The organism is Asticcacaulis sp. (genome assembly GCF_051954415.1).
Lineage (GTDB): Bacteria > Pseudomonadota > Alphaproteobacteria > Caulobacterales > Caulobacteraceae > Asticcacaulis.
Genome location: NZ_JBQCHT010000022.1, coordinates 108,216 through 120,808, shown reverse-complemented (window position 1 = coordinate 120,808; position 12,593 = coordinate 108,216). Strand labels below are relative to the sequence as shown.

General features: G+C 60.6%; 10 protein-coding genes and 1 tRNA gene. 4 read left to right on the top strand and 7 right to left on the bottom strand.

Annotated features, from left to right (window positions below; translation table 11 throughout):
- Positions 1 to 102 precede the first annotated feature (102 nt).
- Entirely contained in the window at positions 103 to 918 is an 816-nt protein-coding gene (locus tag ACTHND_RS07655) for a class I SAM-dependent methyltransferase (protein WP_440177355.1), read from the top strand.
- On the opposite strand, the gene ACTHND_RS07650 is transcribed toward ACTHND_RS07655, so the two are convergent.
- Together ACTHND_RS07650 and ACTHND_RS07645 are read right to left on the bottom strand one after the other, a co-directional pair.
- A complete protein-coding gene (locus ACTHND_RS07650) occupies positions 915 to 1,730 on the bottom strand; it encodes a TIGR03915 family putative DNA repair protein (RefSeq protein ID WP_440177354.1) in 816 nt (271 codons plus the stop codon). The genes ACTHND_RS07655 and ACTHND_RS07650 overlap by 4 nt on opposite strands.
- Before the next feature lie 2 nt (positions 1,731 to 1,732).
- Positions 1,733 to 2,965, bottom strand: a complete 1,233-nt coding sequence (locus ACTHND_RS07645) for a putative DNA modification/repair radical SAM protein (protein ID WP_440177353.1) — start codon at positions 2,963 to 2,965, stop codon at positions 1,733 to 1,735.
- A gap of 54 nt (positions 2,966 to 3,019) precedes the next feature.
- Between ACTHND_RS07645 and cutA the strand changes: the two genes are divergently transcribed.
- Positions 3,020 to 3,337, top strand: coding sequence for a divalent-cation tolerance protein CutA (gene cutA / locus ACTHND_RS07640; protein ID WP_440177352.1), 318 nt, complete (start codon positions 3,020 to 3,022; stop codon positions 3,335 to 3,337).
- A gap of 97 nt (positions 3,338 to 3,434) precedes the next feature.
- Entirely contained in the window at positions 3,435 to 3,857 is a 423-nt protein-coding gene (locus ACTHND_RS07635) for a DUF3597 domain-containing protein (protein WP_440177351.1), read from the top strand.
- A 100-nt stretch (positions 3,858 to 3,957) separates the two neighbouring features.
- Here the strand turns inward: ACTHND_RS07635 and ACTHND_RS07630 are convergent.
- The 4 genes from ACTHND_RS07630 to ACTHND_RS07615 all read right to left on the bottom strand — a co-directional run bounded on the left by ACTHND_RS07630 (position 3,958) and on the right by ACTHND_RS07615 (position 10,727).
- A tRNA-Gly gene (locus tag ACTHND_RS07630) sits at positions 3,958 to 4,031 on the bottom strand.
- A gap of 687 nt (positions 4,032 to 4,718) precedes the next feature.
- On the bottom strand, positions 4,719 to 6,113 hold the full coding sequence (locus ACTHND_RS07625) for an efflux transporter outer membrane subunit (RefSeq protein ID WP_440177350.1): 1,395 nt from the start codon (positions 6,111 to 6,113) through the stop codon (positions 4,719 to 4,721).
- A 10-nt stretch (positions 6,114 to 6,123) separates the two neighbouring features.
- Positions 6,124 to 9,330 carry an efflux RND transporter permease subunit gene (locus ACTHND_RS07620; RefSeq protein WP_440177349.1) on the bottom strand — a complete coding sequence of 1,069 codons (3,207 nt, stop codon included), beginning with the start codon at positions 9,328 to 9,330 and terminating at the stop codon, positions 6,124 to 6,126.
- A 197-nt stretch (positions 9,331 to 9,527) separates the two neighbouring features.
- Positions 9,528 to 10,727: an efflux RND transporter periplasmic adaptor subunit gene (locus tag ACTHND_RS07615; protein ID WP_440177348.1), complete on the bottom strand. Its 1,200-nt coding sequence runs from the start codon at positions 10,725 to 10,727 to the stop codon at positions 9,528 to 9,530.
- A gap of 295 nt (positions 10,728 to 11,022) precedes the next feature.
- Here ACTHND_RS07615 and ACTHND_RS07610 point away from each other — a divergent pair, with 295 nt between their 5' ends.
- Positions 11,023 to 11,727, top strand: coding sequence for a TetR/AcrR family transcriptional regulator (locus ACTHND_RS07610; protein ID WP_440177347.1), 705 nt, complete (start codon positions 11,023 to 11,025; stop codon positions 11,725 to 11,727).
- 117 nt (positions 11,728 to 11,844) lie between these two features.
- Here the strand turns inward: ACTHND_RS07610 and ACTHND_RS07605 are convergent, their stop codons facing one another.
- Positions 11,845 to 12,525 (bottom strand): Fe2+-dependent dioxygenase, encoded by a 681-nt coding sequence (locus ACTHND_RS07605; protein ID WP_440177346.1) that lies wholly within the window; start codon positions 12,523 to 12,525, stop codon positions 11,845 to 11,847.
- Between the last annotated feature and the right edge of the window lie 68 nt (positions 12,526 to 12,593).

Sequence of the window (12,593 nt, the reverse complement as noted above, 5' to 3'; positions counted from 1 at the left end):
GGGCACCTTTTTCTGATTCCTTTTGTGTATCGCTACACCCGTGATGTGACAAGACAAACGCGGCACGACTTGTTACACATTAAGCAAAACAGGAGGACTCCGATGCCCGTGCCATTTATCGCCCGCCGTACCTTGATCGCCGCTACGGCCGTGATGGGCCTGTTCTGTGCCGCGCCCGTTTTCGCCGCCGACCCGCCGCTGGATGCCGCCGTGAAGGGCGCCTGGCGTGACGCAGGCAACACCGCGCGCGATCAATACCGTCATCCGGTCGAGGCCCTGACCTTCTGGGGGCTGAAACCCGGCATGACGATTGTCGAGGTCGATCCCGGCGCCAAGGGTTGGTGGACAGAAATCCTGGCGCCCTATGCCAGGGCGACCGGAGGCCATTATATCGCCGCCCTGCGCGATCCGAAGGACGCCAACTTCTGGAAAAAGGTCTACGACACCTCCGTCTACGGCCAGGTTTCCGCCAACACCCTGACGCCGCAATCGAGCGACCTGCCGGCCAACAGCGCCGACTTCCTGCTGGTGGCCCGCGCCTTTCATAACTGGGCGCGCCAGGGTGAGACCACCGACGTTTATCTTAGGGTCTTCTACGCTACTTTGAAGCCCGGCGGCATATTGGCGGTGGAGCAGCATCGCGCGCCGGAAGGCAGCGACCCCAAGGCCGGCACCGGTTACGTGCCGGAATCCTATGTCATCGCCGCGGCGGAAAAGGCCGGATTTGTCTTTGATGGCCGCTCGGAAATCAACGCCAATCCGAAAGATACTCGCGATCATCCGTTTGGTGTCTGGACGCTTCCGCCGGTGCGTCAGATCAAGGACGACACCCGCACCCTGACCGATGCCGAACGTGCCCATTTCGACGCCATTGGCGAATCTGACCGCATGACCCTGAAGTTCCACAAGCCGAGCTAGGGTCTGCGTGACTGAAGCCGCGCATGTAACGCCGGTGCCCGATCGCTGGCGGCACGTTCGGCCATGTCGCGCACGCGCTGCTCGGCGCCGGCGATCAGATCGGGGATCAGCGCGGATTCCGGCAGGTTCTTCCAGTATTTCTTCGGCATCTCGGTTTGCATCATTTTCACCTTCAGCCGCGCCGGATTGAAAATGTGGGCGTAATAGGTACGCCACAGCTCGTCAGTATCATCCGAGATATCCGGGCGCTCGGCAGGTTCATCGCAGAAACGGATGGTCTCGCCATCCCAGGCAATCGCGCCTTTCGGCGTGGCGATCAGCCAGTCCATGTCGGTGAAGCGGCGCTGGAAAAAACCGGCATTGCGGGGGACGATATAATGGTCAGGCTCGAACCAGGCCACGAAGGCGCGGCGCTCCGTTTCTGACGGCACCTCCTTGAAGCGGACGAAGGCGTGCATTTTGTGACTGTCACGGTGGATCGAGCGGTTAAAAGTGTGCGCCCTGGCGACATCCGGATCGGAGCGGATTTGCAGCAGATCCTTGTCGTTTTGCAGCCGCCACAGCAGCCGGTAGGCCAGGTCGAAGCGCGACGGATCACTGTGGCAGATCACGCTTTCGGCCAGCAGCAAGAAATCTTTCGTCACGGAAATAGCCCGTGTCGTTGTTTGCGCGGGCGGCGTGGCGGGAAACAGCTCCTGGCCTGCGGCTTCTTCGCTCAGCCAGTCGATATCGCGCGGGGGTATGCCTTTCGCCAGCAGTCCACGCGCCGCATCGCGCCACTCGCCGAAATCGCCACGCGCACGCAGGATCACCCTCACAAGAGCACCATCTGCTCCGGTTGCGGCGCGAACATCTCGCGCAGGTCGCCGCGGTCAATCAGTTTCAGCGGCGTCCAGCCGGCGGCTTCGATAAAGGCCCGCACCTTCTTAACCGATACCTTCAGTCTGGCCAGGTCATCGAGCGCCAGGCGTTTAAAGCGTCGCGTGTTGAGGATGGCATTGACCGTCTTCACGCCGAAACCCGGCACACGCAACAGCATTTCCTTGTCCGCCGTATTGATATCGACCGGAAAACGGGCACGATTTTCCAGCGCCCAGGCCAGTTTGGGATCAACCGACAGATCAAGCATCCCGTCCGGCCGCCCGGCAGTAATTTCATCTATACCGAACCCATAAAAACGATAAAGCCAGTCGGCCTGGTAAAGGCGGTGTTCGCGCACCAGTGGCGGCTTGATCAGCGGCAGGATTTTCGAGGCATCCGGAATCGGCGAAAAGGCAGAATAATAGACCCGCCGCAATTTATAGCCCTTGTAAAGCCCGGCGCTGGTGGCCAGGATGGTGGCGTCGTTGGCCTGATCGGCGCCGATGATCATCTGCGTGCTCTGGCCGGCCGGCACGAAGAGTTTGCGACGCTTGCCTTGCATCGTCGGTTCGCTGGCCTCGTCGATCTTCGCCTTCAGTTCGCCCATCGAGCGACGGATATTGGCCGGATGCTTCTGTGGCGCGAACGCCTCGACACCGGCATCCGTCGGCAACTCGATATTGATCGACAGGCGATCAGCGAAAAGCCCAGCCTCCTCGATCAGTTTCGCCGAGGCTTCGGGGATGGTCTTGAGATGGATATAGCCGCGGAAATTGTGCTTCAGCCGCAGGTCGCGGGCGATGCGCACCATCTGCTCCATGGTGTAGTCGGAATTGCGGATAATGCCCGACGACAGGAACAACCCTTCGATATAGTTGCGGCGATAGAATTCGAGTGTCAACCACACCACCTCTTCCGATGAAAAGCGTGCCCGTTCGACATTGGATGACAACCGGTTGATGCAGTAAGCGCAGTCATAGATGCAGAAATTGGTCATCAGGATCTTGAGCAGCGAGATGCAGCGGCCGTCCGGCGCATAGGCATGGCAGATGCCGGAACCTTCCGTTGACCCCAGTCCGCCGGAAGCCGATGAATCGCGTTTTGTCGTGCCCGACGAGGCGCAGGAAGCGTCATACTTGGCAGCATCAGACAGGATAGCCAGCCTTTCCTTAAGCGTCTTTTTCATATGTTCATGATATGTTCTATTTCCTGTGGCGTCAACCCCTGTATGGTTGCTGGCATGACTGATATCGTGACCGTTTCCATAGCCTGCGCCAGTGAAGCCGAGGCCGCCAGCCTGACCGGACTGTTGGTCACGGCGCGCCTGGCTGCCTGCGTGCAGAGCCACGAGATCCATTCGACCTATCGCTGGAAAGGCGAGATCGACAAGTCGTCGGAAATCATGCTGACGGCCAAGACCCTGGCCGACCGCCTGCCAATGCTGGAGGCTTTGGTCAAACAGCACCACAGCTACGAAGTGCCGGAGATCATCGCCACGCCGGTGATTTGGGCCAGTGCAGACTACACGAAATGGCTGAAAGAGATACTGGAAGCGTGATCCGGTCCAGACCGTATTTCAACATCCCTTATCGCATTTTTATAATCGCCTGGCCTAGAGAGAAGGCAGGGGGTTTGGCACGACGGAGTAAAAGCTTATGAGCATTTTCAGCCAAATCAAGGACTTCATCTTCCACAAACACGGCGATCAGATCGTCCCGGCGCCCCGGCAGCCGATACCCGCCGAAGACTCTATCCATACATCCGAAGCCATCGCACCGGCCACCACCATGGCCGATCCGCTGCCGGCGCCGGTCATGGAGCAGGTTGATGTGGCGGCCATTCTCGATCAGGAAAACGCCAAGCGCGAGCCGAAGCTGAACTGGCGCATGTCGATTGTTGATTTGCTGAAACTGGTCGGGCTGGAATCGGACCTGGGCGTGCGTCAGGCGCTGGCGGCCGAACTGGGCTTCACCGGCGATATCCGCCATTCCGGCGCCATGAATGTCTGGCTGCACAAGCAGGTGATGCAGAAACTGGCCGAAAACGGCGGCAAGGTGCCGGCAGAACTGAAGAACTGATCAGGTTGCGGAAGTTGGAACGGTGAAGGGAATCGAACCACCCGCGCGCACAAGCGCGCAAAGCAAAAATGCAGAGGGTTCGATGACTCGGAGAAGAGACTGGAGCGGGTGAAGGGAATCGAACCCTCGTATTCAGCTTGGGAAGCTGCTGCTCTACCATTGAGCTACACCCGCGTCTCGAAGGTGCTAGTGCCATAAGACGGGCGGCAGCGTCAACGGATATCGGCGTATAAAAAAAGTCCGGCGTGGGGAAACACGCCGGACTTTTTACGACCTTCAGCTTGTCCAGCAGCCGTTGGGATTTCAGCACCAACACTGACGATCAGACGTTACAATTTTCGAACATTTGTCAGATATTCACGTTAATTTTATAATGTATACCATCGAAATTTGTTGCCTATGAAGATGCGCGACCTTAGGTTGTTTTTGTGCAAAGGCACGGTAAAAAAATGGAGATCTTCATGAAAATTCCAATGAGCATTCGATTTTTGGCATTAATCTTTGTCACAGTTCCCAGTACAAGCGCCGCGGACATAGCTAGTTGCTGGAATAGTTGCCAAGCTGCCTATAATGCTTCTGTGCAAACTTGCTACAACACTTACCTAAAAAATCATACTACAAATCAATATTCTTATTATAAGCCTATGTATGATGTTTGTGTTCAAAATGCCTGGACTGTGTATAATGATTGTTCTGGAGCCTGTACTGCTCACAACTGAAGTTAATTTTTCCAAATTGAGGGATAAGTATTGGCAGATAGTTTTCTGTAATTAAATGGCATCAATAAAATTCTATAATTATCAATAACACCCCTTAAAAAGCCCGGCATGTTAACCATCCCGGGCTTTTTTTCTACGGGGCTTAACTTGTCCAGCCGCCGCCAAGGGCCCGGATCAGCCCGACCGTGGACTGATACTGCGCGGCCCGCACCTTCAGCGCCTGCCGACGGATGGCCAGCAATTGCCGCTGGGCGTCAAGCACCTCAAGCTGTGACGACGAGCCGTTGGTATAGCGCGACTGCGACATGGCCAGGGCCCGCGTGGCGGCGGAAACCGCCTGATCCTGTGCCGTTTGCTGCTGCTTCAGATAAGTCAGATCCGATAGCTGATCCTCGACATCGGAAAGCGCCACAAGCGTGCTCTGCTGGTAATCGGCAAAGGCCGCATCAAGGCCCCCTTTCGCATAGTCGATTCCGGCATTGCGGCGACCGCCGTCGAAGATGGCCTGCGCCAGTATGCCGGTCAGAGACCAGTTTTTCGCCGTGTCCTCGAACAGATTGCCGAGGTCGCCCGAAGCGTAACCGCCGGAAGCGGTCAGGCTGAGGGTGGGGAGCCAGGCCGCCTTGGCAATGCCGACGCGCTTCTGCGCCGCCAGCAGCGAGGCATAGGACGCGGTGACATCGGGGCGGCGTTGCAGCACATCGGCGGGAATGCCCGCGGGGATCACCGGCACAGCCCCGGCCCAGGGCTCGCTCGACCAGGCGACAGCCGCGACATCGAAATCGCTGGCGGGTTCACCCAACAGGACGGCCAGGGCATGAGCCAGTTGCGCGCGTTGCTGGTCGAGCGCGGCGCCTTGGGCTTCGGTGGAAGCGACCTCGGCCTGCATCCGCGCCACGTCAATTTCGGCGACATCGCCTTCCTCAAAGCGACGCTGGGTGACATCGAGACTGCCGCGATAGGCGACCAGCGTGTCGCGGACGATGGCGCGGTCTTCATCGAGCGCGCGCAGGGCGAAATAGCTTTCGGCGACGCGCGACTGGATCAGCAGTTGCGTGTCCTTCAGCAGGGCATCGCTGGCCTGTGCATCCAGCTTCGCCGCTGAAGCGGCCTTGGAAAGCCGCCCCGACAGGTCGATCTCATAACTGAGATCGACACCTAGCCCATGCGCCGAGGCCGGTTTTTGCGAACCGGGATTGAGCGTGGCGGTATTGGCGCCGGTGGTGGCCTGATAGCCGATGCCGGCCTGTGGCCAGAGATCGGCTTTTGACGAACGGATCAGGGCCTGGGCCTGCTCCAGATGCGCCGCGGCCAGCTTGATGGTGTTGTTGCGGGTCATGGCGCGGGCGGTCAGGTCATTGAGCACCGCGTCATCGAAGACCAGCCACCAGGCCGTGCCCTGAACGGGCGCGGGTGTGGCATCAGCCGTTTTACCGGCAAAGGCCGCAGGCGTCTCGAACGAAGCCTTTTCCAGCGGGGCGGTGGCGCAGCCTGACATGAGGAGAGCGGCCAAAGAGAGGACAGTAAAGCGGGGCATATTGGCCTCCTTAATCGATATATTGAACATGCGGGGCCTCGTCGGGTTCACCTTCACCCTCAAGCGTCGAGGTGTGCGACTTGAGCGGGCGATTGCCGGACAGGGCGCGCAGCAGGACGTAGAAGAAGGGCGTCATGAACAGGCCGATAAAGGTGGCGCCGATCATGCCGGAGAAGACGGCCAGCCCCATGGCGCGGCGCATTTCCGAACCGGCCCCCTGAGAGACGACCAGAGGCAGAACGCCCATGATGAAGGCGATTGAGGTCATCAGGATCGGGCGCAGGCGCAGGCGGCTGGCGCGGATGGCGGCCTCCAGCGGACTTAAGCCGGTCAGTTCGAGTTCGCGGGCGAATTCGACAATCAGGATGGCGTTTTTCGCCGACAGCCCCACCAGGACGAACAGGCCGATCTGGGTGAAGATGTTGTTGTCGCCGTGCATGACGAACACACCGATCATGGCCGACATCAGTCCCATCGGTACGATCAGAATGATCGACAACGGCAGGACGACGCTTTCATACTGGGCGGCCAGCACCAGGAAGACGAGCAGGATGACCAGGCCGAAGACGAGGTTGGACGAGTCGCCGGCCAGGATCTGCTGGTAGGTCAGTTCGGTCCATTCGTAGTCGATACCAGCGGGCAGGGTTTCCGCGGCGATGCGCTTGATGGCGTCCTGCGCCTGGCCGGAGGAATAGCCGGGGGCCGGGCCGCCGGAGATATCGGCGGCGAGATAGCCGTTATAGCGGCTGGCGGTGACCGGGCCGGAGACAGGATCGACCTTCAGCACGGCGGCCAGCGGCACCATTTCGCCCGTCTTAGAGCGGACCTTCAGCGAGCCGATGTCTTCGGCGCGGGCGCGATAGGGCGCATCGGCCTGGACCCGGACGCTGTAGGTGCGGCCGAAACGGTTGAAATCGTTGACATATTGCGAGCCGAGATAGATCTGCATGGTCGAGAAGATATCGCTGACCGAGACACCCAACTGGCGGGCGCGGGTGCGGTCGATATCGGCGAAAAGCTGCGGCGTGTTGATGTTGTAGCCGGTGAAGACGCCCGCCAGTTCCTTGGTCTGCGAAGCCTTGGCGACAAACGCCTTGGTGGCTTCGTCAAGCTTCTGGTAGCCGAGGCCGGCGCGGTCTTCGAGCTGGAGCTTGAAGCCGCCGGTGGTGCCTATGCCGAGGAGTGGCGGCGGCGGGAACATGACCGAATAGCCTTCCTGGATGCCGGCCAGCTTGCCGTTGAGCGCTCCGGCGATGGCGCCGGCGGAGAGGGCGGCGCCGTGACGCTCGCCGAAGGGCTTCAGCGGCATGAAGACAACCGCTTCATTGGAGGCGATGGTGAAGCCGTTGATCGACAGGCCGGGGAAGGCCAGGGCGTGGGCAACGCCGGGTTGCTGCATGGCGATCTCGGAGACCTTGCGGGCCACGGCTTCGGTACGGTCAAGCGTGGCGCCATCGGGCAGCTTGACCATGCCGACCAGATACGCCTTATCCTGCTGCGGAATGAAGCCGCCGGGCACCACCTGGAAGAGGACGAAGGCCAGGGCCGCCAGCGCGCCATAGACGCCGAGCATCAGACCCTTGCGGCCGGCGATCTTGCCGACGCTCTTGCCGTAGGATTCAGACGAACGCTTGAAGGTGCGGTTGAAGGCGTTGAAGAAGCCACCGAGCCAGCGGTCCATGAAGCGGGTCAGGCCGTCCTTGGGGGCATGGTGGCCCTTGAGGAGCAGGGCGGCCAGGGCGGGGGAAAGGGTCAGGGAGTTGATCGCTGAGATGACCGTCGAGATGGCGATGGTCAGCGAGAACTGGCGGTAGAACTGGCCGGAAAGGCCGGTAATGAAGGCCAGCGGCACGAAGACGGCGACCAGGACAAGCGCGATGGCGATGATCGGGCCGGAGACTTCGCGCATGGCCTGATAGGTGGCGTCACGCGGGGACTTGCCGGCTTCGATATTGCGCTCGACGTTTTCGACGACGACGATGGCGTCATCGACCACGATCCCGATGGCGAGCACCAGGCCGAACAGGGTGAGCGCATTGATGGTGAAGCCGAAGACGTGCATCACCGCGAAGGTGCCGATGACCGAGACTGGCACGGCCAGGAGCGGGATCAGCGAGGCGCGCCAGGTTTGCAGGAACAGAATGACGACTATGACGACGAGCGCGATGGCTTCCAGCAGGGTATGGATGACCGAATCGATCGATTCGTGGACGTATTCTGAGGTATCGTAGGCGATCTCGTAGGAGACGCCTTCCGGCATGGCCTTTTGCAGTTCGGCCATTGTGTCGTGAACGTCCTTGGAAAGCTGGAGCGAGTTGGCGCCGGCGGTCTCGAAGATGGGGATGCCGACGGCGTTCTTGTTATCGAGCAGGGAGCGCAGGGCATAGTCGGCCGCGCCCATTTCGACACGGGCGATATCGCCAAGGCGGGTGACGGCGCCGTCAGGGCCTGTCTTGACGATGATGTTGCGGAAATCTTCCTCGGTCGACAGGCGGCCCTGGGCATTGACAGACAGTTGCAGGGTCAGGTCAGGGATGCCGGGAGAGCCGCCGATAACGCCGGCCGCGGCCTGGACGTTTTCAGAGCGGATGGCGTCGGCGACATCGGACGGCGACAGGCCGCGTTCGGCGACCTTCTGCGGATCGAGCCAGACGCGCATGGCGTATTCACCGCCACCGAACATCTGGATCGGCCCCACGCCCTTGATGGCTTGCAGGCGATCCTTGACGTGAAGCAGGGCGTAGTTGCGCAGGTAGTTGACGTCATAGCGGCCATTGGGCGAGGTCAGGTGAACGACCAGCGGCAGCGAGGACTGCGATTTTTGTGTGGTGATACCAAGCGCGCGCACATCGGCCGGCAGGCGGGCCTCGGCCTGGGAGACGCGGTTTTGCACCATCTGCTGCGCCAGGTCGGCATTGGTGCCGAGCTTGAAGGTGACGGTCAGGGTCATCTGGCCGTCGGCGGTCGCTTGCGAGGACATGTAGAGCATGTTCTCGACGCCATTGACCGATTCCTCGATGGGCGAGGCGACGGTTTCGGCGATGACGGCGGGCGAGGCGCCAGGATACATGGCGTGGACGACGACCTGCGGCGGCACCACTTCCGGATATTCGGAAACGGGCAGGACGCGCAAGCTAAGCAGGCCCGCCACGAGGAAGAGCAGGGACAGCACGCCGGCGAAGATCGGCCTGTCGATAAAGAATTTGGAGAGGTTCATAAATGGCCCCTTTGGGCTGAATTTAAAGCAAGAAATCCCACCACCCTCGCGCAAGGGCGCGACGGTCCCCCTCCCCAACAAGTTGGGGAGGTATAAGAACGGGGCGGTTTCCCTTGTACCTCCCCGGCTATGCCGGGGAGGGGGACCGCGCCCGCAGGGCGTGGTGGTGGGGTTTCTTGCTTATCGAAGAGAAAAAATCAGGCTTCCGGCTCGGACTTGTCTGCGTTTGGGGCGTCCATGGCAGCGACGGTTTCGGACACGACCGAACCGGGGCCGACATGCTGGATGCCGCTGACAATAATGCGTTCGCCGTCCTTGAGGCCAGAGGTGACGATGCGCAGGCCATTGGCCGTACCGCCGAGCGTCACTTCACGATAAGCGACCTTGTGATCGGTGCCGACCACATAGACGAAGCGCTTGCTTTGGTCCGTGCCGACCGCCAGTTCCGAGACCAGCAGGGCCGGCTTTTCCTGCGCCGCGCCCATATGGACACGGACGAACTGGCCGGGGATCAGCTTGCCTTCGGGGTTCTGGAAGACGGCGCGGGCGCGTAGGGTGCCGCTGGTGCCATCGAACTGGTTGTCGATCAGTTGCAGGTGGCCGGAGATCGGCTCGCCGCCATCGGCTTCCACGGTGACCGGGATGGTTTCGAGCGAGGTCGAGCCCAGATCGGCGAGGGTGTTGTGGATGACCTCTTCGTCTGCATCGAAACTGGCATAGATCGGGCTGACCGACACGAGCGTCGTCAGGATCGCCGCCTGCGGGCCTGAGCCGACCAGATTGCCGACCGTCACTTCAATGCGGCCGACCCGTCCGGACACCGGTGCGCGGACCTGGGTATAGCTGAGGTTCAGGTTGGCCGATTGCAGCGAGGCGCGGGCGGCGTCGAGATTAGCCTGCGCCGCCTTCAGGTCGTTGGTGCGGCTTTCCAGTTCCGACTGGGCGATGGCGTGATCGGCCCACAGACGCTGGGCGCGCGCCTGTTCGGACGTGGCGAGGGTCAGGCGGGCATTGGCGGCGGAAACTTCGGCTTGCGCTCTGGCGGCTTCTGCCTGGAAGGGCGCGGGATCGATGGTGACCAGCAGGTCGCCGGCTTTTACGAGTGCGCCTTCACGGAAGTGAATGGCCTTGATGGCGCCGGCGACGCGCGGACGAATTTCAACACGATCGACTGCTTCAAGATGGCCGGAAAAGTCGGTCCACTGGGCGACGTTTTGCAGGGATACAACGGAAACGGTTACAGGCGTGGGCGCGCTGGCGGCGGGCTGGTTGGCGGCCTGGGTGCTCAGGGCGGTGCCGATGCCGACGGCGGCCAGGACGGTCAGCGACACGGCGCCGGCGACGAGCATCTTGCGGTAACGCTCAAGCTTCAGGGAGGAAACAACGGGATCGAACATGACGATATCCTTTGGGGAGTAAAGGAACGGGAGGAGGAACGCATACGGTTGGGCAAAAAATTTGGCTGGCGTTTCTCGGTCGCTTCGGCTAATTTAATGCGGCGTCGCATTTAAATAGTCCCGCCATGTCATTTTGTAAACATATTTTTATGCGACATCGCAAATAAATATGTTAATGTCCCTGCAAGCGACCATTTGCCCCAGCGTTTTGGGCTTTGCTCGGCAGGGAAAAATGCTTAGACTGACAGTCTGCCAGAAACTGGCAACTGCCAGATTCTGGTAAGGAGTGTTTGTCTTGGATGACCTGAAGACGATAGACCTGCCTGACGTGACCTGCGGCGGGCAGGCGGCCGATCCGCAAGCCTGTGCCTGTGAAACGCCGCGCAAGCGAGGCCGTCCGCGTGCCTTCGATCCGGATGCTGTACTGGAAACGGTGCTGGAAATGTTCTGGATGCGCGGGTTCGCCAATACCTCGCTCGATGATATCTCCGCCGCCACCGGCGTCAGCCGGCCTTCGCTGGCGGCCACCTTCGGCGACAAGGAAGCGCTTTATCTCAAGGCGATGGAACGCTACCGCAACGGCATTTCCACCAAGCTCGATACGGTGCTGCAATGCACCGGCCGGGACGGCAGCCTGCGGGATATCATCAATCGCTATTTTGATGTGATGATCTCGTCCTATACCGGCGAGACGGAAGCCAGCGAAACCGAAGAGTGCCTGGGCTGCGCCTTTATGTGTACGGCGCTGAACGAAGCCCCGCGGCATGAATCGATCATGAGTGTGCTCCAGGGCACAATCGAGGAATTTGATGCCCGTTTCGAGCGCTTCTTCACCAGGGCGCAGGAACTGGGCCATATCGGCTCCAATCAGGATCCGAAGGTGATGTCGCAGATGATCACCTCGCTGACCTCCAGCCTGGCCGTGCGCGCCCGCGCCGGCGCCAGCCGTGAAGATTTGCAAAAGATCGTCGACGCCACGACGAGCTTTTTGTTTCCGTAAGTTCTCTCCTCCCCATCTTGATGGGGAGAGGGACCGCGAAGCGGTGGAGGGGCGCCCCTCCGTCATCTCGCTAAAGGCTCGATGCCACCTCCCCATTTAAGAAATGGGGAGGAGAGATTACCCCTCAGCCCACTGACGCATGAGGTTGTGGTAATGCGCGGTCAGGCCCAGGACTTCAGCACTGTCACCCAATTGTGCGCGCAGTTTTCGGATAGTCATATCGAGATCGAACAGCATATGGCGTTGCGTGCCATCGCGCACCAGGCTTTGCAGCCAGAAAAACGAACAGACCCGCGCGCCGCGCGTCACCGGCGTGACCTGATGCAGGCTGGTGGAGGGGTAGAGGATCAGGTCGCCGGCGGGCAGCCTGACCTCGTGCGTGCCGTAGGTATCGACCACCTCCAGTTCGCCGCCGTCATAGTCCTCCGGATCGCACAGGAAGAGAGTGCAGGAGAGATCGGTGCGCAGCCAGCCATCACCCGTTGGCAAGGGCCGCATGGCGCCATCGACATGCAGGCCATAGGTCTCGCCGCCCTCATAGCGGTTGAACAGCGGCGGCACGAACCGCAGCGGCAGGGCGGCGGCGAAGAACAGGTCGCTGGCCTTCACGGCGTCGAGCACGATCTGGCCCAGTTCGCGCGACAGGGCGCCGTGTTCGGGAAGCTGGCGGTTGTTCTTCACCCGCGCGCCCTGCGCCCCTACAGTTGTCTTGCCGTCCAGCCAGTCAGCGGTATCAAGCCGGGCGCGTATCTCACGCACCTGATCGCGGGTCAGGACATTGGGAACATGCAGCATCATGGGGCAATCTCCGGAAAGCCGGAAGCCCCGGCGATATTCACCGGGGCTCGAAGGGAAATAAGTCTAAC

What these genes read in the sequence shown, in the direction of transcription:
- ACTHND_RS07655 (WP_440177355.1), top strand. Translation starts at nt 103, where the DNA reads ATGCCCGTGCCATTTATCGCCCGCCGTACCTTGATCGCCGCTACGGCC.
- ACTHND_RS07645 (WP_440177353.1), bottom strand. Translation starts at nt 2,965, where the DNA reads ATGAAAAAGACGCTTAAGGAAAGGCTGGCTATCCTGTCTGATGCTGCC.
- cutA (WP_440177352.1), top strand. Translation starts at nt 3,020, where the DNA reads ATGACTGATATCGTGACCGTTTCCATAGCCTGCGCCAGTGAAGCCGAG.
- ACTHND_RS07635 (WP_440177351.1), top strand. Translation starts at nt 3,435, where the DNA reads ATGAGCATTTTCAGCCAAATCAAGGACTTCATCTTCCACAAACACGGC.
- ACTHND_RS07625 (WP_440177350.1), bottom strand. Translation starts at nt 6,113, where the DNA reads ATGCCCCGCTTTACTGTCCTCTCTTTGGCCGCTCTCCTCATGTCAGGC.
- ACTHND_RS07620 (WP_440177349.1), bottom strand. Translation starts at nt 9,330, where the DNA reads ATGAACCTCTCCAAATTCTTTATCGACAGGCCGATCTTCGCCGGCGTG.
- ACTHND_RS07615 (WP_440177348.1), bottom strand. Translation starts at nt 10,727, where the DNA reads ATGTTCGATCCCGTTGTTTCCTCCCTGAAGCTTGAGCGTTACCGCAAG.
- ACTHND_RS07605 (WP_440177346.1), bottom strand. Translation starts at nt 12,525, where the DNA reads ATGATGCTGCATGTTCCCAATGTCCTGACCCGCGATCAGGTGCGTGAG.